The organism is Acidimicrobiales bacterium, from assembly GCA_035512495.1.
Classification (GTDB): Bacteria; Actinomycetota; Acidimicrobiia; order Acidimicrobiales; family CADCSY01; genus DATKDW01.
On sequence record DATKDW010000017.1, the window covers coordinates 51800 to 76545 of the forward strand.

Below are 24746 nucleotides of genomic sequence, written 5' to 3' on the forward strand. Positions count from 1 at the left end.
GGTGTCGCCTACAGCGACGCCGGCTCGACCTCGTCGACCGGCTTGTCCAGGCGCACCACCAGGTCGGCGAGCAGCCCGATGGCGAGCACCTGGAAGGCGGCGAAGAGGATCACCAGCGTGTTGGTGGCGACTCGGAAGTCCTTGGTGACGAAGTCGAAGCCGAGCTTCCCGATCCCGAAGGCGGCCAGGGCGAGGCCGATGGGCAGGAAGATCTTCAGCGGGTTGTACGACAGGATCAGGCGGATCACCTGGGTGACGTAGCGCTTGGTGTCCTTCCACCAGTGGAACTTGCTCTTGCCGGCCCGGGGGGCGTAGTCGATGTCGACGTACTTCACCGAGTAGCCGTTGGCCAGGAACGCCATGGTGATGGTGGTGACGCAGCTGAACCCGGGCGGCAGCAGGTGGAGGTACTGGCGGGCCACGTCGGCCCGGAAGGCCCGCAGGCCCGAGTTGAGGTCGGGGATCTTGGTCTCGGCCAGGAACGACGCCAGCTTGCGGATCAGCCACTTGGCCGGGATGCGGAAGACCTTGGCGGTGCCCTGCTCGGAGGTGCGGGCGCCCACCACCTGGTCGTAGCCCTCGAGCTCCTTGACGATCCGGGGGATCTCGTCGTTGGGGTAGGTCATGTCGGCGTCGGTCCACACCACCACCCGGCCGCGGGCGGCCCGGGTGCCGGCCTTGCGGGCCGAGCCCGAGCCCCGGTTCTGGGCGAAGCGGATGAGGCGGATCCCCTCGAGCTCGAGGAGCTGCTCGGAGCTGCCGTCGTCGGAGCCGTCGTCGACCACCACGATCTCGTAGGAGTAGGGCGAGGCGTCGAGGGCGGCCCGGATGCGGGCGACCTCGTCGCGAAGGTGGCCCTTCTCGTTGTAGACCGGCAGCACGACGGTGACGTCGAGCTCGTCGTGGGCAGTGGGCTCGGCGGCGGTGGTCTCGGCGGCGCTCATGGGTGGGCTCAGCGTAGACCCGCGGGCCGTCAGGGGCCGAGGCGCCAGACGGTGAAGTGGAAGGGAAGGGCGGCGGCGCGCGACGGACGCTCGTCGTAGGTGAGCTCCCACAGCGGCAGGCTGCGCCGGACGCGCAGCACCTCTTCGGCGTCGAGGCCGGCGAGCGGGCCGGGGAGGGCGTCGCCGTCGGCGACGAGGAAGGTGGTCCTCCCGGGCAGCGCCTCCTGCCAGACCCCGACGTCGGCGGGGGTGGCGCCGGCCGGCAGGCGGGTCACCGCCGCGCCCGTCCGGTAGAGCACGGGGGAGGCGAAGGCGTTGGCCGAGCCCGCCGCCGGCCCCTCGGCCATCGACCACAGGAAGAGGGCCTCACCGTCGGGGTCGAGGGCGACGACTTCGTCGATGGTGGTGAGCGAGCCCGCCAGCTCGTGGTGGTCGCGCAGGGGCAGCGACATGGCGAGCATCGACCCGACGAGGGCCACGGTCGCCACGGCGCTGGCGGCCCGCAGGGGGAGGGCGCCCCGTCCCCGGTAGACCAGGCCGGCGGCCAGGGCGACGGCGATGAGGATGGTCAGGCCGGTGAGGTTGTAGGGGAGGAAGCGGCGAGTCCACCAGATCAAGCGGGTGGCGATGCGGGGGTTCTGCAGGTACAGCGGCAGCAGGAGCAGGGCGGGCCCCACCGCCACCCACCGGCTCAGCCGCCACGGACGCAGGGCGGTGACGGCCACGCCCACCAGGGCGAGGGCGATCCCCGGCCAGGTGAGGAACATCGCCAGGCGCTCCAGCGACCGCCGGGCGTAGAAGTCGCCGGCGGCGTTGAGGTTGGTCCCGGGCGCCAGCGCGTCGGGGCCGAGGAGCGGGCGAGCGGCGTTGTAGGCGAGGACCAGCGCGGTCAGCGCCACGGTGCCGCCTCCGAGCGCCAGCCGTCCTCGTCGGGTGCCGGCCCAGCCCACCACCCGGTCGATCGAGCGCACCGCGGCGCCCACCAGGGCAGACCTCGCTCCCGGGTTGTGTGCGCCAGGCGTCGGCTCCGGACGTCCAGCGCGCACATCTCGGGCCGGGGTGGTGGCCAGACGGCGGGCGACGGTCACCACGGCCGCGGTGGCGATGGGGAGCGCGAGCGCGCCGATGAGGGTGGGCAGGTCGGGCAGGCCCTGGCCGGCGGTGTAGTGGCCGGCGAATCGGTACGCCTGGAGCAGGGCGTGGGGCATGACCAGCGCCAGGCCGGCGGCATACCAGGTGGCCCGGCGGTCGAACCGGCCGGCGATCGCCAGCAGCGACAGGGCGACCACGGCGAGGCCAACCATCACCATGCCGTCGGCCCGGGCCACGAACACCAGCCCGGTGAGCACCCCCGCCAGGCCGGCGGCGGGTCGCCAGCGCGCCTGGGCGGCGACGACCACGCCCAGCACCGCCCCGACGAGCAGCAGCTGGGTGAGCACCTCGCTGGTGGGGTAGCGGGCGTGCCAGACACCGATCATGTTGACCGTCGCCACCACGCCGGCGAGGGTGCCGGCCACCGGCCCGAAGGCGCGCCACGCCACCAGGCAGGTGGCCAGGGCGACCAGCACGCCGAGGACGGGGTTGACGTTGACCACCCCACCGGGCCCGGCGACGTCGCCCGGCGGCGCCAGCAGTGCGGCGTGCAGGTGGTAGAAGCCCGGGATGCTGCGGCCCTCGTCGAGGGTGCTGGCGGCCAGGCCGGGGAAGCGCACCCGCTCGTCGTTCACCGTCCCGGGGAGGTCGGCGCCGGCGGCCAGGGCGGGGTCGGGCACGTCGAACGACCCGGTGCGGGGGATGGCGAGGCCGTGGGCCACGTAGACGCCGGGGTCCCAGCCGGCCATGGCCACGGGGAAGCCGGGGAAGAGGAGCAGCCCGCCGGCCACCACCAGCGCGCCGAGCACCCCGAGCTGCGCGGGGTCGGTGCGCACCACCGGTCGCGCCCGGGAGCGCAGGGCCACGAGCACCACCACGCCGAGCAGGGCGGTGGCACCGAGCGCCGTGCCCACGAGGGTCCACACGCGGGCGTGGGCGAGCACGAGCGAGACCTCGGCCACCACGGCGACGACCACGATGGCGAGGCCGACGACGATCTCGCCGAGCGTCAGAGAGGCCGCCTCCCGCTCGCTCCGCCGGGCGGGTTGGTCGGGCCGGTCGGTCGTCCCCGTCGGGGTGGCGTCGGCAGCGCTCATGGGCGTCAGCAGCCTGCCACCTGTGGGCCCGACGCCCACGCCACCGAGGCTCACTCCCTCGCCTGACGAGGTCGAAGCAGCGGGTCGGCTCAGGAGCCGGCGAGCAGGACCGACTCGGCGTCGGCGGGGTCGATGCGTTCGAGCCCCACCACGGCGTCGAAGGCGCGGTCGGGGGAGACGATGGTGTCGATCCCCCGGTTCAGGGCGGTGGCGGCGTGGATGCCGTCTCGGACGTCGAGGCGGTCGTCGGCGGCGACCAGGCTCAGGGCCAGGCGCACGTCGGCGACCTCGACGGCGTGGAGCCGGCACAGGTCGGCTGCCGCGTGCGCATCGGCCATGGCCTGGCGTCGGTCGCCACCGCGCCGGGACCGTACGTGGGCCAGCTCCTGCACCAGCTCGACACTCGCGTCCCCGACGAGGAGCCCATCGCCGGCCAGTCGGACGAGCCGGCGGCAGGGCGCTCGGTACCGGTGGCCGGTGCCGAGGGCGTAGACGAAGACGGCGGTGTCGTAGAGGAAGCGCCTCATCCGTAGCGTGCGTCGAGGTCGGCGCCGAGCTGGCCCTTGACTTCGTCCCACTCGCCGACGGGCGCGGGCGCAGCGTCGAGCAGGCGATCGGCGGCCAGGCGTCGCAGGGTGACCTCGTCGCTCAGCGACACATCGATGGCCTGGCGCACCACGGCGGCCACCGACGAGCCCCGGCGCTCCGCCTCCGCCTCGAGTCGGGCGTAGCGCTCGTCGTCCACCAGGATCTGCAGCCGTCGGGTCATCGACATGCTCATACAGTAGCAGGAGCATGTCGAGCGCCAGCCCGACGCGCCACCCTTACGAGGGGGCGGTGGTGGCGCCGGTCTCGATGAGGAGGTCGAGGGTGCGGGCGATGAAGCTGGCCATCTGGTTGCGGCGCACGGTGGCGTCGGGGCTGAACTTCCCGTCGCCGGTGCCGGCGGCGATGCCGGCCGAGGCGGCCTTGTTGATGTTCGCCTCGTGGGTGTGGCCGTCGTCGTCGGTGAACCAGTTGCCGGTGGCGACCATGGGCTGGTCGACGATGAGGTCGTGGGCCCGGACGAGGAAGGTGGCCATGGCGGCACGGCTCACGGTGGCCTCGGGCCAGTAGCGGCCGTCGCCGGAGCCCTTCACCACGCCGACGGCGGCGAGCTGGTTGATCCGGAGGTGGTGGACCGACGTGCCGTCGTCGCTGAACGCGTCGGGCGGGTCCGCCGGCAGGGCGTGGCCGGCCTCTTCGATGGTCCGGGCGACGAAGGAGGCCATCTGGGCCCGGCTCACGGTGCCGCTCGGGTCGAAGGTGGTGGCGGTGATGCCCTTGGCGATGCCCCAGGTGGCGACGCAGTCGATGGGGAAGCTGTGCACGTCGCTGCTCGGCACGTCGGTGAAGCCGCCCTCGACGACCCAGCCCTCGGGGCAGGAGTCGTCGATCGCGCGGGCGGTGACGCCGGGCTCGTAGTCGAGCGTGGGCTCGGGCTCGGTGGCGGCAGGCTCGGGCGCCGGCTCGGGCTTGGGCTCCGGCGCGGCGAGCGCGGCGGCGGCGAAGCTGAGGGCGTCGGCGGTCTGGAGGAGGCCGGCGCCGTACTGCGGGTCCCACCCGGCGGGGCCGAGGTCCTCGGCGCTGCCGACGAGGGCTCGGCGCACGGCGGCGGGGTCGGTGGTCCCGCCGGCGACGATCATGGCGGCGGCAGCCGACACGTGGGGGACGGCCATCGAGGTGCCGGCCATGAAGCAGTAGCAGAACTTGCCGATCTCCCCGCCCTGGAGGGTCTGCTGGAGGACGCCGTCGGGGTTCCGGTCCTTGTTCTGGTCGACCGAGAGGTCGCCGCCGGGCCCCACGAGGTCGATCTCTTCGCCGTAGTTGGAGTACGTGGGGCGGGTCTTGTCGTAGCGGACGGCGCCGACGGCGATGACCTCGGGGAAGGCGGCGGGGTAGGAGACGCTCGAGACGCCCTCGTTGCCGGTGGAGGCGACGATGACCACGCCCATGCCGCTGGCGTAGGTGACGGCGTCGGCCACCACGGTGGAGCCGGTGGGGCCACCGAGGCTGAGGTTGGCCACCTTGGCGCCGTTGTCGGCGGCGAAGCGGATGGCCTTGGCCACGTTCCAGTCGGACCCCGAGCCGTTGGCGTCGAGCACCCGGATGGGCATGATCGTCGCCTTGTGGGACAGGCCGGCGACGCCGACCCCGTTGTCGGTCGACTGGGCGAGGGTCCCGGTCACGTGGGTGCCGTGGCCGTTGCTGTCGTCGGGGGTGGCGTCGTCCTCGACGAAGTCCCAGCCGGCCACGAACGTGGTGTCGGCCAGGTCGGGGGCGGCGGTGTGCACACCGCGGGTGTGGGAGGCCGCGCCGCTGTCGATCACGGCCACGACCACGCCCTTGCCGGCCGCCGGCTGCGCCGTCCACGCCTCGGTCGACTGCACCATGGGGAGGTGCCACTGGCTCGAGTAGAGCGGGTCGTTGGGCGTGGTGTGGGCCTGCACGGCCACGGTGGGGCTGATCTCTGCCACCGCGCCGCCGGCCGCGGGACGCCGCGAGGTCGTCGGCCGGGCCAGGACGAAGTCGGTGCCGGGGGCGGTGTCGACCACCTCGAGGCCTCGGGCCACGAGTGCCTGGCTGCGCTCGGCGGCGGGCGTCCCGGCGGCGAAGCGGACCACCACAGGGTCGCGGTCGGAGCCTGACGCGCTTGCGGCCCCCGCGGGGGCCGTGGTGAGGAGGGTGACGGCGACGAGGACCGCCACCAGCACCGATAGGTTCTTCCGCCGTGTCACCTTGTTGTCATCGACGGATGGGGCTCCGCGCTTGAGGTATACCGGGCTGCTCGGGACAACGTAGGCGCAACCGGTCGAACCCGGCACACCTCCCGCCCCCGCCTACAGGGGCAGGCTCGACTCGTGGTTGCGGTAGGCGGCCTGGTTGCCGATGCCCGTCACCGAGCCGGCGGCGATGGCGCCCCGGCGAGCGGTGCCCATGGCGGCGTAGGCGACCGGGTCGGTGGCGCTGTTCGCGGCGCAGATCACCTGGTGGGGGGTGCCGCCGGCCACCGTGCAGCCGGCCAGGACGTGGGGCACGGCGTCGGCGTCGTCGACGGTGAGCACCGCCTCGGCGAGGAGCACCACCGGCCGGTCGAAGCGGTAGACGAGGAGCCGCTCGCTGGCCCCGTCGCCCACCGGCCGCTGCACCCGGCCCACCCGCACGAGCGTGGGCGCCGCGGTCTGCCCGCTGGCGAAGTGGGCGGTGCGGCCGAGCTCGTCGACCTGGTTGGTGAGCTCGGGGCGGGCGGCCGACCACACCACGCCCGGCTCGACCGAGGCGCCCTGGGTGAGGTGGTCGATCGAGCCCTCGGGGAAGGTGACGTCGGCGGCCCGGTTGTCACCCGCGACCGGCTGGGCCTCGGCCGAGCGCACCTCGCTGCCGTCGAGGGCGTAGACCCGCCATGCCGCTTCGGGCTCGGTCGAAGACGGCACCACGATCGCCTCGTCGAAGGTGAAGCGCACCACGTCGCGCCCCTCGTCGATGGCGACGGTGACGAGGTCGGGCCCCATGGTGTGCCCTGCCCCGACCGCCGGGGCCGCCTGCTGGGGGTTCGTGTCGCCGCCGCCGGCCGCCTCGACCGCCAGGGTCTGCACGTAGCCGCGCTTGACCTCGGCCGCGTCCTCGGCGGTGAGGGCGAGCGTCACCCGGTGCACAGCGGTGCCACTGCCGCTCACCAAGGTCCCGATGACGACGCGGCCGTCGTCGAGGATCACCCGGTAGCGGTCGGCGCGCAGCGAGGTGGCCGCCTGGTCGAACACGAAGTCGGCGCTGCCCTCGACCACCCCGACCACAGCGGCGAGGTCGGGGGCGGTGGTGGTGCCCGAGACGAGGGTGAGGGCGCCGATGCCGGCGCTGCCCTCGGGCCCGAGGTGGCCGACCTCGTCCTGGACGGCGTTGCGGGCGACGGTGGCGGTGGTGGCGAGGCGGATGGCCTCGGTGTCGGCGGCGGCGAAGGTGGCGACCACCTGCCGGCGGTCGGTGATGCCCCGGGCCACCTCCTCGGCCCGGACCTGCTCGGCGGCGAAGGTGTAGGCCCGGAACCGGCTGCTCACGAGCGTGGGGCTCACCTCCTGGTCGAAGGCATAGACCAGGCGGGGCCGTCCGTCCTCGGTGGGCTGGGCCCGCTCGACGCCCATCAGCTCGGGGCTGGCCAGCGTGGCCGTCACGCCGGTGCGCGCCAGGTCGACCGCCATGTCCTCGGTGAGGGCGTCGAGGGCTCGGGCGAGGAACAGAGCCATCTGGCCGCGGGTGACGAGCGCGCCGGGGGCGTAGCGGTGGGGGGCGACGCCCACCACCACCCCGAGCTCGGCGAGCTGGTCGATCCGGCGGGCGTGGGTGCCGCTGACGTCGTCGAATGCCGGTCCGGCGGGCTCGGGCAGGGGAGCGGCGGCGATCACCTCGATGGCGCGGGCCACGAACGAGGCCATCTGCTCGCGCGTCACCTCGAGGTCGGGGTGGAAGGTGCGGGGGCCGGTGCCGGTGGTGACGCCGGTCTGGCCGAGCTGATCGATGGCGTCGGCGTGGACGCTGCTGGCGATGTCGTCGAAGCCGTACGGCGACCGGGGCTCGGGCACGGCGGCACCGCCCACGCGCATCGACCGCACCAGGAACGAGGCCATCTGCCCGCGGATGACGGTGAGCTCGGGGGCGTAGTGGCTGTTGGTGGCGCCCCGGGTGATGCCGTAGAAGGCGACGCAGTCGACGGCCTCACCAGTGGCGCCGTCGGGGCGGTCTGCGAACGAGGAGGTGCCGGCCACCTCGCACGCCTCGGTGGTGGTGCGGGGGACCGCCTCGTCCTCGGCGCTCGCCGGCAGGGCGACGGAGGTCAGGACCAGGGTCGCAGTGATCGCCGCCGTCACGCCTCGCACCGATGGGAGGCTAGGCGACCGTTCGGTGCCCGGGCCGTCGCCGGCGGCTGGCATCCTGGTGGGCGGTGGACCGCCTGCACATCTTCCTCGGGACCAAGGCCCAGTACATCAAGACGGCGCCGGTGCTCCGCCTGCTCGACGACCGCGGGGTCGACTACCGCCTGATCGACTCTGGCCAGCACGCCCGCATCAGCGTGGGCATGCGCGGCGACCTGGGCCTGCGCTCGCCCGACCACTTCCTCGGCGGCGAGGACGACATCGACTCCATCCCCCAGTTCCTGCGCTGGTCGGGGACCCTGGCCGCCCGCCTGCCGTCGGCCCGCCGGCTGCGCCGCGACGTCTTCGGCGGCGACGGCGGCATCTGCGTGGTCCACGGCGACACCCCCTCGACCCTGCTCTCGGCCGCCATGGCCCGGCGGGCGGGTCTGCGGGTGGCGCACCTCGAGGCCGGCCTGCGCTCGCACAACGTGTTCCACCCGTTCCCCGAGGAGGCCATCCGCATCGTGGTGATGCGCCTGGCCCACCTGCTCTTCGCCCCCGACGCCACCGCGGTGCACAACCTCGAGTCGATGGGCGTCAAGGGCCGGGTCGTCCCGGTGAGCGGCAACACCTCGGTCGACGCCCTGCGCTCCACCTTCGACCACGTCTTCCCGTCGGGCATGCCGCCGGGGATGGGGGAGGCCGGCGACGGCCCGGTGGTGGTCACCATGCACCGGGTCGAGAACCTCCACTCCAAGCGCAGCGTGGGCTCGTTCGTCGAGCTGGTGTCCAACCTGGCCACCCGCCACGACGTGCGCTTCGTCGTCCACGGCCCGACCCGCGAGGTCATCGAGCGGACCCGCGCCGTCGAGCGCCTCACCGCCCTCGGCGTCGACCTGCGGCCGCTGTCGAGCCACGCCGACTTCATCGCCGCAGTGGCCCGTGCCCCGTTCGTGATCACCGACGGCGGCTCCATCCAGGAGGAGTGCGCCCTCCTCGGCGTGCCCACCCTGTTGTGGCGCTACCGGACCGAGCGCCCCGACGGCCTCGGCGCCAACGTGGTGCTCTCGCGCTACGACGACGACGTGGTGCGCGACTTCCTCGCCGACCCCGAGCGCCTGCGCCGCAAGCCGGTGCCGCTCGACGCCAGCCCCGCGGCGGAGATCGTCGAGGTCCTGCTCGAGGAGCTGGCCAACCCCCCGTCCTGAGGCGCCCGGCCGGGTTCACCTCATCCGGCAAAGGGGCCCCTCACCACGCCCCGGGATAAATCGCTCAAGTCGGACGAGGGTGACGACGAGACTACCGGGGAGCACGGCTGCGTCGAGCCAGGGCGCCGCCCATCGTCGGAGTTGAGGAGCGCAGGTGACGGCGCGACTGGTGCAAGGGGCAGGACGGCGGGGCGGCCAGCTGGTCGTGTCGTCGGCGGGCGCCCGGGCGAGTAGGACGACCGTGGCGATCCTCGCTCTGCTGGGCGTGGCGTGGACCATCACCTGGGCCAGCGGTGGCACCACCGGGCCGATGGTCCACCTCTTCTACGTCCCCGTGATGGTGGCCGCCACCCGCTTCGGTGTCCGCGGGGCGGCGCTTGTGGGGGCGACCGCCGGGATCCTGGCCGGGCCGCTGATGCCGCTCGACGTGGTCGCCGGGCTGGCCCAGGTCCCCACCAACTGGGGGATGCGCCTCGCGTTCTTCGTCATGATCGGCGTGATCGTGGCCTTCCTCTCCACCCGGTCGCTCACCAACCTCGGGGAGTCGCTGGCGGCGGCGGCGACGAGCGCCGAGCTGCGACGGGCGCTCGAGCAGCGCGAGCTGCGCGTCGTCTACCAGCCGATCTTCGACATGGGCACCGGCCGCCTCGACGGCGCCGAGGCGCTGGTGCGCTGGGACCACCCCGATCGTGGGCCGATCTCGCCCGGCGAGTTCATCCCCGATGCCGAGCGCTCGGGGATGATCGTGCCGCTCGGCCTCTACGTGCTCCGCCAGTCGGTGCGCCAGGCGGCGATGTGGCGGTCGCGGCTGCCCGAGGACTCACCGTTCTCGGTGTCGGTGAACCTCTCGGCCCGCCAGTTGGCCGAGCCCGACATCGTCGAGCAGATCGCCGCCTGCCTGGAGGTGGCGGGCCTGCCCGGCCACGCCCTCCACGTGGAGGTCACCGAGTCGGCCCTGGTGGAGGACATCGACGTGGCCGCGGAGCGGATCGCCGCGATCTCCCAGCTGGGGGTCCTCATCGCCCTCGACGACTTCGGCACCGGCCAGTCGTCGCTGGCCTACCTGCACCGCTTCCCCGTCGACGTGCTCAAGATCGACCGCAGCTTCGTCTCCACCGTGGAGGACCGCTCCACCGCCCTGCTGGCGGGCATCATCGCCCTCGCCTCGGGCCTCGGGGCCATCACGGTGGCCGAGGGCATCGAGACCGAGGCCGAGGCCGACACGCTCCGCGTCCTCGGCTGCCACCAGGCCCAGGGCTTCTACTACGCCCGCCCCCGCGGGGTGTCCGAGCTCGACCGCATCCTGTCACTCGCCGAGGTCATCCGCGTCCCGGAGTTTCGGCTCGTGCCGGTCGAGCCGTCGCCGGGACCGGTCGGGGCGATGCCGCTCCGGGCCGTGCACCCCATCCCGTAGGTCCGGCTCGCGCTGGTCGAGCCGTCGCCTGGGCCGGTCGGGGCGGTACCGTTCCGGGCCGTGCGCCGCTTCCTGCTCGCGTCCCTGCTGACGGCGCTGCTCGCGCCGGCCTGCGGTGGTGACGACGCCGGTGGCGAGGCCGTGCCCACCGGCCCGGCGCGCGAGGCGGCGGTGTATGCCGCCATCGTCCTCCACGTGGCCGAGACCATCGAGCTGGAGGAGGGCCGCAATCCCGAGTCCCGGACGGTGTACGTCGAGCCCTCCGACCCCGACCGCTCCATCCCCCTCGAGGTCCAGGCCGGCGTGGTCCAGTGGGTGGAGGGCCAGGTGACGGTGGACTTCATCGACCAGCGACGCGCCGCGGTGCTGGTCGACGACCCCGGCCAGCCCGTGCGCGAGGGCACCGCCCTGCTGGCCCTCGGCACCGTGCCCGACGGCCACTTGCGCGTCGACGTCGACGTGCGCCGCTACTTCAAAGAGGGCGAGGAGGAGCGGGTCCGCTACGCCCTGCGCCGAGTCGGCCGGGAGTGGCGAGTCAACCAGAGCTAGCTCACGGGTCCTGTCACCGACGGGAGCCCTTCCCACCCCCTCCGCAGGCTCCGGGGGCGGGCCCCTTCCGTCGGCGCCACCCGCTCGCGCGCCGTTGAGCGGTCTCGGCCTTCGGCCGAGGCCCCCTAGTTGGAGCGGGCGTGGGCGATCACTTGGGCGGCGAGGGCGATGGCGAGGCCCGAGTCGCCCTCGTCCATGTCGGCGCTGTCGACCACGGCCCGGCGGCGCAGATCGGTGAGGTCGTGGCGGGCCGGGGCGTGATCGGCACCGCCGTCGGGGCAGGCGTCGGCGGCGGCTCCGGCCACGAGGATGGCCTGGTCGTGGAACCCTTCGCCGGCCAGGCCTTCGGCGGTGAGGAGGAGGTGGATGGCCACGGGCGCCTCGTCGGTGACGGCGAGCAGGTCGCGCACGTGGGGCGGCTCGCCGCGGCTGGCCGCAGCCCGCAGGCCTGCGACCAGCGCGCCGGCCCCGACGAGGAGGATGGCGGTCAGGGCGAGCATCCCCAGCCACGGCGAGGGCAGGAAGACCACCGGTCCCATGGCCCCGAGCACCCAGGCCAGCTGGAAGCGGGTCTCGAAGCTGGCGAAGGCCCGCCCGCGGTCGGCGTCGGGGGCGTGGTGCTGGAGGAGGCTGTCGAAGGCCTGGCGGCCCACGTTGGCCCCGGCGCCGATGGCCAGTGCGGCCACCATGATCTCCAGGCGAGCGAAGCTCAGCGCGGCCACCACCGAGAGGGCGGCGGGCACGACCAGGGCGAGGGCGAGCATGTGCTCCTCGCTGAGTCGCCGTCGCAGCGGTGGCGCCACGAAGGTGCCGAGCAGCCCGCCGGCGCCGCCGACGGCGAGCACGGCGCCGAACACCCAGGCCGGCTCGCCCTCCTGCTTGAGGGCGAAGGCCAGCAGGAACGTGAAGAAGCCGATGGCCAGGCGCAGCACCGACATGGCCATCGAGGCCAGCACCACCCGGGGGGCGTGCAGCTCGTGGTGCTCGAGGCTGTGGGCGACGGGGCCGGCCGGTTCGGGGCGGGGGATGCGCGAGGCGAGGACGGTGGCCGCCAGGTAGACGACGGCGGCGGCCCGCAGCGTCCACGCCCCGCTGGTGACCGACAGCAGCGACACCGCCACGCCGCCGCCGACGGCCCCGGAGAGGGTGCCGATGCGCGAGAGCCGCGAGTTGGCGGTCACCAGGGCCTCGGGGTCGGTGACCAGGCGGGGCACCAGGGCGCTCTTGGCCACCGAGTAGGTCTTGCCCAGCACCAAGACGGTGAGGGCCTCGGGGTAGAACAGCAGCGTCTTGAGGTGGCGGGCCAGCACCAGGCACACCAGTGCCCGGCCCACGCAGGTGAGGGCGATGACGAGGCGGTGGCCGCCCCGCACCCGGTCGACCACCGGGCCGATGATCGGCGCCACCACCGCGAAGGGCGCCATGGTGACGGCCAGGTAGAGGATGATCGACGGTCGGGCGGCGTCGACCGAGACGTTGAAGAACAGCGAGCCGGCCAGCGACACCGCGAAGAAGGTGTCGGCGGCGGTGCTCAGGGCGTGGGTGTGCGCCTGGCGGGCGAAGGGCAGCGGCCCGAAGAGGCGCTCGGCCAGCGCCGGGCGTGAGGTGGTGCCCACCGCGCCATGATCGCGCTCCATCAGAGCCAGTGGACGAAGCCCGAGCGCGGTGTCCGCGGGTCTGCTCAGGCGGCGTCGGTGTCCTCGAGGCCGAGGAGCGGTTGCTGGCCGTGCTCGCTATCCCCGCCGCTGTCGTCGTCGCCGCTGCGGCGGGTGGCGTCGGGGCGGCTGGGGTTGGCCCCGGTGGTGGGGCGGGAGGCCGCGGGGTCGGTGGGATCGTGGGGCGGTCTTGTCCCTCGGCGGTCACCGGTGGAGTCGGCGCGACCGGCGCGGTCGGGGTGGTCGGGGTGGTCGGGTGGGACCATGGGTCGTTTGCCGGTGCCGGTGGTGAGGGCCCAGTGGTGGTTGGTCTTGAGGGCGTGGTGGTGGCTGCAGAGGTGGTCGAGGTTGTGGAGCTCGGTGACCTGCTCGGTGGCCCAGGGGGTGCGGTGGTCCTTTTGGAGGCGCCGGGCTCGATTGCAGCCGTGCACGGTGCAGGTGGGTGAGCTCCAGAGCAGGGCGGTCTTTTGGGCGACGGTGGGTCCGCGTCCGAGGTGGGTGACGTTGACGACGTCGACGCCGTTGGTGATGACGAGCTTGAGCACGGCGTCGCCGAGGAGGTGGCGGGCGGTGGTGACGGGGATGGGTCCGACGCCGGCGATCTCGACGACTTCGTCGCCTTCGGCGTGTCCTCGTTGGAGGGCGGCCAGGTCGAGGCGGAGCAGGCCCAGGTAGGGCGGCGGCTTCGGGTCAGTCCCCGGCACCACGCCCGGCTCGCCTGCACCCTCAGGGGCAGCGGGGATATCAGCGGCGGTGGCGGAGCCACCCCCGGCAGGGTGTCGGGCGACCCCGGTGAGGGTTCGGTTGCACAGCTCGGTGAAGGCGTCGGCGGCGTAGGCGGCGGGGTCTTCGCGGTGTCCGGCCTTGCGGGCGTGGGCGAAGGCGCGGTCGATGAAGGGTTGCAGGGCGGCCATGACGGTGGAGCCGGCCGCCACGGTGTTGCGGAGGTGGAGGTTGAAGGCGCCTTCGCTGTCGTTGAAGGTGCGCAGGAACCGCGACCGGTGGATGCGCCCGTTGGTGGCGTCGGGGTCGGGGTCAGCCGCCGCGCGGGTGCGGCGGCACTCGTCGCGCAGCTCCCCGACGCTGGCGTTGGCCTTGGCCAGCGCCACCAAGCGGTGCTCAGCGTTCGGGTCCGCGGCGGCAGCGTCGGCGATCTCGGCGGTCTGGGTGGGGGAGAGGGCACCGGCGCGGGCGGCACCGGCAACCTCGGGCAACCCGTCGAGGGTCTTGGCGGTGCGCAGGGCGGCTTTGGCTTGGCCCTTCGACACCCCGGTGCGCCGGGCCAGCCACTCCTCGGGGGTGGCGTCACCGCCGGTCTTCCACCGGTCGGTGGCGGCGACCTTGGCGGCGGCCAACGCCTCGATGGTGGCGGCCATGTGCTTGATCGCCGCCGCGTCGGTCACCACCCGCTCCGCCGCGTCGACGGTGAGCGCGTCGGCGGAGAAGTCGCCCGCCAAGGCGGTCATCGTCTCCCGCAGCTCGCTCAGCGTCATCTCCGACATGGGAACAAGTGTACGAACGGGGTATGACAGTGAAACCCAGCGGACGGTCGGCCGAACGAGGTGGGACGGTGGTGCACCGCCGCTGAGGCCAGAGGCCTTTCCTCCATCACACGGGCGGTTCGGGGTCGTACTGGATGAAGCGGCGGACCTCCTTGGCCCGCTCCTCGCCGGCGAGGCGGCGGACGAGGTGGAGCGCCATGTCGATGCCGGCCGACACGCCGGCCGCGGTGACGACCTCGCCGTCGTCCACGTACCGGTCGGCGGCGCGGACCTCGATGCCCTCGCCGAGGCGCGCGAGGTGGTCGAGGCTGGCCCAGTGGGTGGTGGCCGGGCGACCGTCGAGCAACCCGGCGTCGGCGAGCACGAGCGAGCCGGTGCACACGCTCGTCATCAGCGTCCCCGCCGCCGCCAGCCCGCGAAGGCGGGCCCGGATCGCCTCGTCGCCGAGCTGGGCGCGGGTGCCCTGGCCGCCCGGCCACACCACGACGTCGAGCGGCCCGACGTCGTCCCAGGTGTGGTCGGCCAGGCAGCGCACGCCCTTGGCGCACGTGATCACCCCGGCGTCGTCGGCCACGGTCACCACCTCGGCGCCGTCGTCCGGCCACCACTGCTGCCATGAGCGCAGCACCTCCCAGGGGCCGACCCAGTCGAGCTCCTCCACGTCGGGGAACAGGGCGATGGCGATGCGCGTCATGCCGGCAGCATCGCGCCGGTGGCCCATGGTGGTGCAGGATGGCGCCGTGACGGGGAGGCCGAGCGGCGAGAGCCAGCGGGTGGCGCTGGTGACGGGGGTGGGCCGGGAGGCCGGCATCGGAGCGGCCGTCGCCCGTCGCCTGGCCGACGACGGCTTCGACGTGGCGAGCACCTGGTGGCGGCCCTATGACGAGCGCATGCCATGGGGAGCCGACGAGGACGGTGGCGCCGGGATCGCTGCTGGGATCGCCGCGACCGGTGTCGCCTCGGTGGCGGTCGAGGCCGACCTCGAACGGCCCGAGTCCTCCGCTGCCGTCTTCGACGAGGTGGAGTCGGCGCTCGGTCCCGTGGCGGTGCTGGTGCTGTGCCACTGCGAGTCGGTCGACTCCGACATCCGTACCACGACCATCGAGAGCTTCGACCGTCACATGGCGGTCAACGCCCGCGCCACCTGGCTGCTGATCCGGGAGATGGCGCGCCGGTACCGGGGCGCTCACGGCGGCGGTCGGATCGTGGCCCTCACCAGCGACCACACGGTCGGCAACCTGGCCTACGGAGCCAGCAAGGCCGCCCTCGACCGCATCACCCTGGCGGCCGCGACCGAGCTCGCCGACCTCGGGATCACGGCCAACGTCGTCAACCCCGGGGCCACGGACACGGGTTGGATGACCGGCGACGTGCTCGAAGCGGTCGCCGCCGCGACCCCGCTGGGGCGGGTCGGTCAGCCGTCGGACGTGGCCAACCTCGTCTCGTTCCTCTGCTCGCCGGACGGAGGTTGGGTCAACGGCCAGCTCCTCTGCTCCAACGGCGGGATCGCCTCTGGGTAGCGAGGGGTCGCGCCCGCGGGCGGACCATCCGGCGCCGGGGTAGACAGGCGTGATGCGGATCGGTGCGGTGTACCCCCAGATCGAGCTCGGTGGCGACCCGGAGGCGGTGCGCCGGATCGGCCGTGCGGTCGAGGACCTCGGCTTCGACCACCTGCTGGCCTACGACCATGTGCTCGGGGCGGTCCACGAGGGACGCCAGCCGCCGCTGGTGGGCCCCTACAACGAGCGCGACCCCTTCCACGACCCGCTGGTGCTGTTCGCCCACCTGGCGGGCATCACCGAGCGGCTCCACTTCGTGAGCGGGGTCGTGATCCTGCCGCAGCGCCAGACGGCGCTGCTGGCCCGCCAGGTGGCCGACCTCGCCCTCCTCTCCGGCGACCGGTTCCGCCTCGGTGTGGGGATCGGCTGGAACCACGTGGAGTACGAAGCCCTCGGCCAGGACTTCCACACCCGCGGTGCCCGTGAGGAGGAGCAGATCGAGCTGCTCCGGCGCCTCTGGACCGAAGAGGTCGTCGACTTCGAGGGCCGCTTCGACCGGGTCGACCGCGCCGCGCTGGTGCCCCGACCGGTGCGGCCGGTGCCGATCTGGCTCGGGGGCTGGGGGCAGGCGGCGCTGGCCCGGGCCGCCCGCGTGGGCGACGGGTTCATCTTCGGCGGCCCCTCGAGCGACGTGCACGACGCTTGGGACCGCGTCAGGGAGATGGTGGCGACCAACGGTCGCGATGATGGCTTCGGCGGCGAGCGCATGATCCCGAGCGCGAAGGGCCCGTCGTACGTGGCCGAGCGCATCGCCGAGTGGGAGGCGGTAGGCGGGACCCACGCCGCCGTCATCACCATGGGCCAGGGGCTGGCGACGGCCGACGCCCACGTCGAGCACCTGGCCGACGTCGCCGCCGCCCTGGGCCTGGGGGCGTAGCGGGTCCCCGGCCGGCCGGCGGCACCTGCGACCGCAGGACCCTACGGTGGGGCCCAGAGGCCGGGCGAGGGCCGCCCGACCGGGGAGGGCAACGCCGAGATGGACTTCGACATCCCGACCGACCTGGTCGACTACCTGCAGGAGCTGGACGACTTCATCGAGCGGGAGATCAAGCCGCTCGAGGAGCAGGACGACAACATCCGCTTCTTCGACCACCGCCGGGAGGACAGCCGCACCGACTGGGAGCGCGGCGGCCTGCCCAACGAGGAGTGGGAGCAGCTGCTCGGGGAGATGCGACGGCGTGCCGACGCGGCCGGTCACTACCGCTACGCCTTCCCCGCCGAGTTCGGCGGCCGCGAGGGGACCAACCTCGGCATGGCCGTGATCAGGGAGCACCTCGCCCGCAAGGGCCTGGGCCTCCACAACGACCTGCAGAACGAGTCGTCGATCGTCGGCAACAACGTCGGGCTCCTGTTGTTGATCGCCCACGGCACCGACGAGCAGAAGGCGGAGTGGATCGACGACCTCGCCGAGGGCCGTCGCGGGTTCGCCTTCGGCATCACCGAGCCCGACCACGGCTCCGACGCCACCCACATGGAGACGACCGCGGTGCGCGACGGCGACGAGTGGGTCATCAACGGCGAGAAGACCTGGAACACCGGCATCCACAAGGCGCAGTACGACCTCATCTTCGCCCGCACGAGCGGCGAGGCCGGCGACGGCGAGGGGATCACCGCCTTCTTGGTGCCCACGGTCAGCGAGGGCTTCGAGGTCCTCGAGTACCTGTGGACCTTCAACATGCCGACCGACCACGCCCACATCCGGCTCACCGACGTGCGGGTGCCCGACAGCGCCATCTTCGGCGGTGAGGGCAAGGGGCTCGGCGTGGTGCAGCTGTTCTTCAACGAGAACCGCATCCGCCAGGCCGCCTCGAGCCTCGGTGCCGCCCAGTTCTGCATCGACCGGGCCATCGAGTACGCCAAGGAGCGCAAGCCGTTCGGCAAGGCGCTGGCCACCAACCAGGGGATCCAGTTCCCCCTCGTCGAGCTGCAGACGCAGTGCGAGATGCTCCGTGCCCTCATCCACAAGACGGCGTGGCAGATGGACACCTACGGCCCGTTCTCGGTGAGCGACAAGGTCTCCATGTGCAACTACTGGGCCAACCGGCTCTGCTGCGAGTCGGCTGACCGGGCCATGCAGGTCTTCGGGGGGCGGGGCTACAGCCGTCACGAGCCCTTCGAGCACATCTACCGGCACCACCGCCGCTACCGGATCACCGAGGGGGCCGAGGAGATCCAGATGCGGCGCGTCGCCGGCTACTTGTTCGGGTTCATGAGCCAGCGGGAGCCCAAGGGCGTCTCGGCCACCCCGTCGCCCGCCGCGCGCTGAGCGGCCACGACCCGAGGACAGCCGCGTGCCAGGGCCGGCTCAGCCCTCCACGCCGAGGGTGTCGAGCACCCACGCCAACACGAACGCTTCCTCCCGCCAGGCGTCGTAGCGGCCCGACGGGCCCATGTGGCCCGCGCCCATCTCGGTCTTGAGCAGCAGCGGGTTGTCGTCGGTCTTGGTCACCCGCAGCTTGGCCACCCACTTGGCCGGCTCCCAGTACGAGACCCGCGGGTCGTTGAGCCCAGCGGTGACGAGCATCGGCGGGTAGTCCTTGGGCACCACGTTCTCGTAGGGGGCGTAGGACTTCATGTACTCGTAGACGTCGCGGTCGTCGACCGGGTTGCCCCACTCCTCCCACTCCTCGACGGTGAGGGGCAGGGTGGGGTCGAGGATGGTGTTGAGGGCGTCGACGAAGGGCACCTCGGCGACCACCGCCCCGACCTGCTCGGGCGCCATGTTGGCCACCGCCCCCATGAGAAGCCCGCCGGCGCTGCCGCCCCGGACCGCCAGGCGCGCCGGCGAGGTCCAGCCGTCGTCGCACAGGTGGCGGGCGCACGCGATGAAGTCGGTGAAGGTGTTGCGCTTGGCGAGGAGCTTCCCGTCGAGGTACCAGCGACGCCCCATCTCGCCCCCACCACGGATGTGGGCGATGGCGAAGACGAAGCCCCGGTCGAGCAGGCTCAGGCGGACCGAAGAGAAGCCGGGGTCCATGCTGGCCTCGTACGAGCCATAGCCGTAGAGCAGCGCTGGGGAGGCGCCGTCGCGCTCGAAGCCCCGCTTGTGGACGACCGACATGGGCACCCTGGTGCCGTCCTCGGCCGTGGCCCACACCCGCTCGGTCACGTAGTCGTCGGGGTCGTAGCCACCGAGCACGGGCTGGCGCTTCTTGACCGCGCGCTCCCGCGTCTCCATGTCGTAGTCGTGGACGGTGGTGGGCGTCACCATCGACGTGTAGCCGTAGCGCAGCACGGTCGTGTCGAACTCGGGGTTGGCGCCACCGCCGGCCGTGGAGACCTCCTCGGGCTGGTCGATCAGGTGCTCCTCGCCGTCGGCGAGTCGGCGGATGCGGATCCGGCGGATGCCCTCGGTGCGCTCGAAGAGGACGAGGTGGTCGGCGAAGACATCGATCCCGCTGAGGGTGACGCCGGGCCGGTGCGGGACGAGGTCGCTCCAGCGTCTCCGCCCGGGGTCGTCGTCGGGTGCCTCGACCAGCTTGAAGTCCTCGGCGTCGTCGGCGTTGGTGACGATGAGGAAGCGCGTCCCGTGGTGTTGGATGGTGTACTCGACGCCTTGCTCCCGCGGGGCGACGACCCTGAAGGGCCCGGTGGGGTCGTCGGCGTCGAGCACCCACGACTCGGAGGTCACCTTCGAGCCGAGGGCCATCTCGACGAACTGCTCGTCCTTGGAGGTTCCGACCTCGAGGAAGAACCGCTCGTCGTCTTCCTGGTGGACGAGCACGTCGTCACTGGCCGCCGTGCCGAGCGTGTGACGCCACAGCTGGTGGGGCCGCATGGCGTCGTCGGGCCGGACGTAGAAGAAGGTGCGGCCGTCGTTGCCCCAGGCCGTGCCGTAGTAGGTGCCGGGGATGACGTCAACGAGGGCGTCGCCGGTGACGAGGTCGCGGAAGTGCATCTCGTAGATCTCGTCGCCGTCGGTGTCGCTCGACCAGGCGAGCACGGTGCCGTCGGGGCTGACGTCGAAGGCGCCGACGGAGAAGAACTCGGCGTCACCGGCCTCGGCGTTCTGGTCGAGCAGGACCTCTTCGATCACGTCCTCGCCCGGCGCCCGGTGCACGGTCCCGACGTCCTCGGGCCGGGCCGCCTTGCGGCAGTGGATCGGGTACTGCCGGCCCTCCTCGGTTCGCGAGTAGTACCACCACTCGCCCTTGCGCACCGGCACCGACAGGTCGGTCTCCTGGATGCGACCCTTGATCTCCTCGAAGAGGCGCTCGCGCAGATCGGCGAGGTGCGCCGTCTGGGCAGCCGTCCAGGCGTTCTCGGCCTCGAGGTGAGCCCGCACCTCCGGGCTGTCCTTGGCCCGCAGCCAGGCGTAGTCGTCGACGACGCGGTCCCCGTGGCGGTCGCGCTCGGTGGGGTCCCGCCTGGCGATCGGAGGGCTGGTCGGCTCGGTTCGATCGGTCACGGGGCCCACGTTAGGTTCGGCCGATGGCCATCTACGCTCTCGGCGACCGGGTCCCGGTCGTCCATCCCGATGCCTACGTCCACCCCGACGCCACCGTGGTGGGCGACGTCCACCTCGGCGCCGGCGCCACGGTCTGGCCGCAGGCCGTGCTGCGTGGCGACTACGGCCGCATCGAGGTCGGCGAGCGCACCAGCGTGCAGGACGGCACCGTGGTCCACGCCACGGCCGAGCTGGCGACGGTCATCGGCGCCGACTGCGTCGTCGGCCACCTGGCCCACCTCGAGGGCTGCACCGTCGAGGACGGGTCCCTGGTGGGCTCCGGGTCGGTGGTGCTGCACCGGGCCGTGGTGCGCAGCGGCGCCCTCGTCGGCGCCAACGCCGTGGTGCCCAACGACATGGAGGTCCCCTCGGGTGCGATGGCCCTCGGCATTCCGGCGAAGCTCCGCGAGGGCGTCATCCCGCCTGGTGCCTTCGCCGGTGCGGTGGCGATCTACGTGGCCAACGGCCAGCACTACCGCGACGAGCTCCGCCGCCTGGACTGACACCAAGAAGGCGTTCTGGCACCAGGATCGCGCTGCCCCCCGGCGCGCTTCTGGTGCCAGAACGGGTGGGGCGGCCTGCTGGCAAACCGATGGGGGACCCGGACGACGGCGGCTGTACATTGACCGCCGGGTCAGGGATCAGCGAGGGCCCAGGGGAGAGCTGGTGAACGACGACGACGGAACGGGCGGGGACGAGCTCTCGCTGAGCGGCAACCGTGCGGGGTGGCGGCTCCTGGTCGACCAGGTGAAGCGCCAGCGCAAGGGTGTGGCCGTCGGGGTGCTCGTGGGCCTGTGCTGGACCCTGGGCAAGGTCACCGTCCCCGTGCTGGTGAGCATCGCCATCGACCAGGGCATCGAGGCGCGTGACCTCAGCGTGCTGCTGCCCCTGTCGCTCGCCATCGGCTTCGCCGGCCTGGTCGCCGCGATCTTCACCGGCCTGCGCCGCTACTTCGCGTTCCGCGAGGCCCGTCGCCTCGAGGCGACGCTGCGCGACCGGCTGTTCGCCCACGTGCAGCGGATGCACTTCGCCTACCACGACGAGACCCAGACCGGCGAGCTGATGAGCAGGGGCAACACCGACCTGCAGCAGGTCCAGAACTTCATCGTGATGATCCCCATCACCATCTCCAACGCGGTGACGGTGCTGCTCGTCACGATCATCCTGCTGTTCATCAACCCGCTGCTGGCGCTGCTGGCCCTGGGCTCGCTCCCGTTCGTGAACTTCCTGGGCCGGCGGTTCTCCACCAACCTCCACCCGGCGGTCATGGGCATCCAGCGGGAGTCGGCCGAGCTGGCCAGCGTGGTGGAGGAGACCGTCGCCGGCGTGCGGGTCATCAAGGGCTTCGGTGCCGAGAAGGTCCAGGCCGGTCGGCTCCGCAAGGAGGCCGACGACGTCTACGAGGTGTCGATGGACGCCGCCCGCGTCCGGGCCACCTACCTGCCGGCCATGGAGCTGCTGCCCAACATCGGCCTCATCGCCACCCTGGCCTACGGCGGCCACCTGGTGATCAACGGCGGCCTGAGCCTCGGCGAGCTGGTCCTGTTCAACTTCTTCGTGATCATGCTCATCTGGCCGCTGCGCATGCTGGGGATGATCGTGGCCCAGGCCCAGCGGGCCGTGGCGTCGGCCGAGCGCGTGGCCGAGGTCCTCTCCGCCGAGCCGATCATCGTCGACGACCCCGACGCCCCCGAGCTGGTCGCGCCCCGCGGCGAGGTTCGCTTCGAGGACGTCACCTTCGGCTACGCCAACGGCGACGGGCCGGTGCTCGAGCACCTCGAGCTGGTCATCCCCGCCGGCCAGTCGGTCGCCCTGGTGGGCGCCACCGGGTCGGGCAAGACCACCATCGCCCGGCTGATCCCCCGCTTCTACGACGTCCAGGGTGGGCGGGTGCTCATCGACGGCACCGATGTCCGCGACGCCCGGTTGCGGAGCGTGCGTCGCACCGTGGGCATCGTCTTCGAGGACACGTTCCTCTTCAGCGACACCATCTCCGCGAACATCGCCTTCGCCGACCCCGACGCCGACCACGTCGCGGTGGAGCGGGCCGCCCGCCTCGCCGGCGCCCACGACTTCATCCTCGAGCTTCCCGACGGCTACCGGACCGAGATCGGCGAGCGGGGCTTCTCCCTCTCCGGCGGGCAGCGCCAGCGCATCGCCATCGCCCGGGCCATCCTCGCCGACCCCCGGGTGCTGATCCTCGACGACGCCACCTCCTCGGTCGACCCCACCAAGGAGCACGAGATCCGCGATGCCCTCGAGGAGGTCATGACCGACCGCACCACCATCGTGATCGCCCACCGGCCGGCCACCATCGCCCTCGCCGACCAGGTGGCCCTCCTCGACCGCGGCCGCATCATCGCCCAGGGCACCCACGTCGAGCTCCTCGCCAACGACGCCCGCTACCGCGAGGTCCTCGCCGCGGTGACCGCCGGCGAGGTCGTGCCCTCCGGGGTCCCCGCCGACGGCGACGGGCTCACCGCCGTCGAGCCCACGGGCAACGGGCGAGCCACCGAGGGGGTGCGTCGCTGATGTGGGGTGAGGCAGGGGTCGCCGAGGAGGACCAGCTCGACCGCGAGCAGGCCAAGTGGGTCATGCGCCGGGCCGCGGCGATGCTCGGCCCGTACCTGCGCACGCTGGTGTTGGCCATCGTCGTGGTCGTCGTCTGGACGCTCACCGTCCTGGCCGGCCCCTACCTGGTCCGCTACGGCATCGACCACGGGATCACGCCCCGCGACGTGGGGGCGCTCAACCTCGCCGTCGGCCTCTACGTGGTGGTGGCGATCGTCTCCTACGTGGTCTACCGGGCCCAGGTGCTGCTCATCAGCCGGGTGGGCGAGACCTTCCTGCGCGACCTGCGCGTCCGGGTCTTCGACCACCTCCAGCGCCTGTCGATGCCGTTCTACGACCGCGAGAAGTCGGGCGTGATCGTGTCCCGCATGACGAGCGACGTCGATGCCCTGCAGGAGCTGGTCCAGATGGGCCTGCTCATGTTCGTCTCGAACGGGCTCCTGCTGCTGATCTCGTTCGTCATCCTCGCCATCGTCTCCTGGCAGCTCCTGCTGCTCTGCGTGGTGGCCCTGCCCTTCGTGCTCCTCGCCAGCGTCAAGTTCCAGCGCGACTCCAACCGCGCCTACCTGACGGTGCGCGACCGCATCGGCGGCACCCTCTCGAGCCTGCAGGAGGGCATCTCCGGGGTCCGCGTCATCCAGGCCTTCCGTCGGGAGGGCGTCCAGACCGACCGCTTCGCCGAGCACAACCAGTCGCTCTACGACTCCCACATGGACTCGGTGAAGATCTCGGCCTGGTATCTGCCGGTGATCGAGATGGCCGGGTTCGGCACGACGGCGCTGGTCACGGGCATCGGTGGCTGGATGGTCGTGCGCGACATGGAGAGCATCGGCACGGTCGTGTTCTTCGTGCTCACCCTCTCGAACCTGTTCGAGCCGGTGCAGCAGCTCAGCCAGCTGTTCAACCAGATCCAGTCAGCCGGCGCCGGCCTCAAGAAGCTCTTCGAGGTCCTCGACACCCCCGTCGACGTCCCCGAGCACCGGGGCGCGGTCGACCTGCCCGAGCGCGGCGACATCGAGGTCCGCGACATCACCTTCGGCTACGCCACCAGTGAGTCTCCCGTGCTCGAGGGCGTCGACCTCACCATCACCCACGGCGAGCGCCTCGCCCTCGTGGGTCCCACCGGGGCCGGGAAGTCCACCCTGGCCAAGCTGATCGCCCGCCTCTACGACCCCACCTCCGGCACCATCACCTTCGGGGGCGTCGACCTCCGCCACGCCACCCAGCGCTCCCTCCGCCGGCGCATCGTGGTGGTCCCCCAGGAGGGGTTCCTCTTCAACGGGACCATCCTCGAGAACATCCGCATCGCCCGCATCGAGGCCACCGACGACGAGGTGCACGCCGCTCTCGACGCCATCGGCATCCGTGGTCGCTTCGAAGCCCTCCCCGACGGCCTGCTCACCGAGGTGCGCGAGCGCGGCTCACGGCTCTCCGCCGGCGAGAAGCAGCTGGTCTCGCTGGCCCGCGCCGCCGTGGTCGACCCCGCCCTGCTGGTGCTCGACGAGGCCACCTCGAGCCTCGACCCCGGCACCGAGAAGCTGGTGGAGGAGGCCCTCGAGCGCCTGATGGTCGGTCGCAGCGTGGTGGTCATCGCCCACCGCCTCACCACCGCCGAGCGGGCCGACCGGGTGGGCGTGGTGGCCGAGGGCACCCTTGTCGAGCTGGGCACCCACGACGAGCTCGTGGCCCGCAACGGCCGCTACGCCGCCCTCTTCGCCACCTGGTCGGGTGGCCTCACCCCCCAGGGCCAGGGCGGCTGACCTGCCCCAACGTCGGGTCTGGGCGGTGATCCTGGCCGTTGGAGCGACCACCGCCCAGA

19 protein-coding genes are annotated in these 24746 nt (G+C 72.7%); 9 read left to right on the forward strand and 10 right to left on the reverse strand.

Annotated features, from left to right (window positions below; all coding sequences use genetic code 11):
• Positions 1-8 precede the first annotated feature (8 nt).
• From VMN58_01700 to VMN58_01725, 6 genes are all read right to left on the reverse strand, one after another.
• A complete protein-coding gene (locus tag VMN58_01700) occupies positions 9-944 on the reverse strand; it encodes a glycosyltransferase family 2 protein (protein ID HUF31905.1) in 936 nt (311 codons plus the stop codon).
• A 29-nt stretch (positions 945-973) separates the two neighbouring features.
• Complete coding sequence (locus VMN58_01705; GenBank protein HUF31906.1) at positions 974-3133, reverse strand: hypothetical protein; 2160 nt, start codon at positions 3131-3133, stop codon at positions 974-976.
• Between the two features lie 89 nt (positions 3134-3222).
• A complete protein-coding gene (locus VMN58_01710) occupies positions 3223-3660 on the reverse strand; it encodes a type II toxin-antitoxin system VapC family toxin (GenBank protein HUF31907.1) in 438 nt (145 codons plus the stop codon).
• Positions 3657-3908, reverse strand: a complete 252-nt coding sequence (locus VMN58_01715; GenBank protein ID HUF31908.1) for a ribbon-helix-helix protein, CopG family — start codon at positions 3906-3908, stop codon at positions 3657-3659. The genes VMN58_01710 and VMN58_01715 overlap by 4 nt, the downstream gene beginning before the upstream one ends.
• Positions 3909-3957: 49 nt before the next feature.
• Positions 3958-5910 (reverse strand): S8 family serine peptidase, encoded by a 1953-nt coding sequence (locus tag VMN58_01720; GenBank protein ID HUF31909.1) that lies wholly within the window; start codon positions 5908-5910, stop codon positions 3958-3960.
• Between the two features lie 102 nt (positions 5911-6012).
• Positions 6013-8043 (reverse strand): S-layer homology domain-containing protein, encoded by a 2031-nt coding sequence (locus tag VMN58_01725; protein ID HUF31910.1) that lies wholly within the window; start codon positions 8041-8043, stop codon positions 6013-6015.
• Positions 8044-8108: 65 nt separating this feature from the next.
• On the opposite strand from VMN58_01725, the gene VMN58_01730 reads away from it, so the two are divergent.
• The 3 genes from VMN58_01730 (at position 8109) to VMN58_01740 (ending at position 11193) form a co-directional block, all read left to right on the forward strand.
• Positions 8109-9230: a UDP-N-acetylglucosamine 2-epimerase gene (locus tag VMN58_01730; protein ID HUF31911.1), complete on the forward strand. Its 1122-nt coding sequence runs from the start codon at positions 8109-8111 to the stop codon at positions 9228-9230.
• A gap of 241 nt (positions 9231-9471) precedes the next feature.
• Positions 9472-10644, forward strand: a complete 1173-nt coding sequence (locus VMN58_01735) for an EAL domain-containing protein (protein HUF31912.1) — start codon at positions 9472-9474, stop codon at positions 10642-10644.
• A gap of 60 nt (positions 10645-10704) precedes the next feature.
• Positions 10705-11193 (forward strand): hypothetical protein, encoded by a 489-nt coding sequence (locus VMN58_01740; GenBank protein ID HUF31913.1) that lies wholly within the window; start codon positions 10705-10707, stop codon positions 11191-11193.
• 125 nt (positions 11194-11318) lie between these two features.
• Here VMN58_01740 and VMN58_01745 read toward each other — a convergent pair whose 3' ends face one another.
• The 3 genes from VMN58_01745 to VMN58_01755 form a co-directional block, all read right to left on the reverse strand.
• Entirely contained in the window at positions 11319-12830 is a 1512-nt protein-coding gene (locus VMN58_01745; protein HUF31914.1) for an MFS transporter, read from the reverse strand.
• 44 nt (positions 12831-12874) lie between these two features.
• Positions 12875-14350, reverse strand: coding sequence for an HNH endonuclease signature motif containing protein (locus tag VMN58_01750; protein ID HUF31915.1), 1476 nt, complete (start codon positions 14348-14350; stop codon positions 12875-12877).
• Between the two features lie 106 nt (positions 14351-14456).
• Positions 14457-15044: a DJ-1/PfpI family protein gene (locus VMN58_01755; protein HUF31916.1), complete on the reverse strand. Its 588-nt coding sequence runs from the start codon at positions 15042-15044 to the stop codon at positions 14457-14459.
• Between the two features lie 46 nt (positions 15045-15090).
• Between VMN58_01755 and VMN58_01760 the strand changes: the two genes are divergently transcribed.
• From VMN58_01760 to VMN58_01770, 3 genes are all read left to right on the forward strand, one after another.
• The gene (locus tag VMN58_01760; GenBank protein ID HUF31917.1) at positions 15091-15870 is read left to right on the forward strand and encodes an SDR family oxidoreductase; all 780 of its coding nucleotides are present in this window, start codon (positions 15091-15093) and stop codon (positions 15868-15870) included.
• Between the two features lie 52 nt (positions 15871-15922).
• Positions 15923-16786 (forward strand): LLM class F420-dependent oxidoreductase, encoded by an 864-nt coding sequence (locus tag VMN58_01765; GenBank protein HUF31918.1) that lies wholly within the window; start codon positions 15923-15925, stop codon positions 16784-16786.
• Between the two features lie 99 nt (positions 16787-16885).
• Entirely contained in the window at positions 16886-18175 is a 1290-nt protein-coding gene (locus VMN58_01770) for an acyl-CoA dehydrogenase family protein (protein ID HUF31919.1), read from the forward strand.
• Positions 18176-18214: 39 nt separating this feature from the next.
• On the opposite strand, the gene VMN58_01775 is transcribed toward VMN58_01770, so the two are convergent.
• Positions 18215-20317: a S9 family peptidase gene (locus VMN58_01775; GenBank protein ID HUF31920.1), complete on the reverse strand. Its 2103-nt coding sequence runs from the start codon at positions 20315-20317 to the stop codon at positions 18215-18217.
• A 23-nt stretch (positions 20318-20340) separates the two neighbouring features.
• Between VMN58_01775 and VMN58_01780 the strand changes: the two genes are divergently transcribed.
• The 3 genes from VMN58_01780 to VMN58_01790 all read left to right on the forward strand — a co-directional run bounded on the left by VMN58_01780 (position 20341) and on the right by VMN58_01790 (position 24687).
• On the forward strand, positions 20341-20859 hold the full coding sequence (locus tag VMN58_01780) for a gamma carbonic anhydrase family protein (GenBank protein HUF31921.1): 519 nt from the start codon (positions 20341-20343) through the stop codon (positions 20857-20859).
• 163 nt (positions 20860-21022) lie between these two features.
• The gene (locus VMN58_01785) at positions 21023-22888 is read left to right on the forward strand and encodes an ABC transporter ATP-binding protein (GenBank protein ID HUF31922.1); all 1866 of its coding nucleotides are present in this window, start codon (positions 21023-21025) and stop codon (positions 22886-22888) included.
• On the forward strand, positions 22888-24687 hold the full coding sequence (locus tag VMN58_01790; protein HUF31923.1) for an ABC transporter ATP-binding protein: 1800 nt from the start codon (positions 22888-22890) through the stop codon (positions 24685-24687). Before VMN58_01785 ends, VMN58_01790 begins: the two co-directional genes overlap by 1 nt.
• The last annotated feature ends 59 nt before the right edge of the window (positions 24688-24746 follow it).

Bases quoted from the DNA above. Each gene is read 5' to 3' on its own strand.
- VMN58_01710 (HUF31907.1), bottom strand. From the start codon at position 3,660: ATGAGGCGCTTCCTCTACGACACCGCCGTCTTCGTCTACGCCCTCGGC.
- VMN58_01755 (HUF31916.1), bottom strand. From the start codon at position 15,044: ATGACGCGCATCGCCATCGCCCTGTTCCCCGACGTGGAGGAGCTCGAC.
- VMN58_01780 (HUF31921.1), top strand. From the start codon at position 20,341: ATGGCCATCTACGCTCTCGGCGACCGGGTCCCGGTCGTCCATCCCGAT.
- VMN58_01745 (HUF31914.1), bottom strand. From the start codon at position 12,830: ATGGAGCGCGATCATGGCGCGGTGGGCACCACCTCACGCCCGGCGCTG.
- VMN58_01750 (HUF31915.1), bottom strand. From the start codon at position 14,350: ATGTCGGAGATGACGCTGAGCGAGCTGCGGGAGACGATGACCGCCTTG.
- VMN58_01715 (HUF31908.1), bottom strand. From the start codon at position 3,908: ATGTCGATGACCCGACGGCTGCAGATCCTGGTGGACGACGAGCGCTAC.
- VMN58_01705 (HUF31906.1), bottom strand. From the start codon at position 3,133: ATGAGCGCTGCCGACGCCACCCCGACGGGGACGACCGACCGGCCCGAC.
- VMN58_01765 (HUF31918.1), top strand. From the start codon at position 15,923: ATGCGGATCGGTGCGGTGTACCCCCAGATCGAGCTCGGTGGCGACCCG.
- VMN58_01700 (HUF31905.1), bottom strand. From the start codon at position 944: ATGAGCGCCGCCGAGACCACCGCCGCCGAGCCCACTGCCCACGACGAG.
- VMN58_01770 (HUF31919.1), top strand. From the start codon at position 16,886: ATGGACTTCGACATCCCGACCGACCTGGTCGACTACCTGCAGGAGCTG.
- VMN58_01790 (HUF31923.1), top strand. From the start codon at position 22,888: ATGTGGGGTGAGGCAGGGGTCGCCGAGGAGGACCAGCTCGACCGCGAG.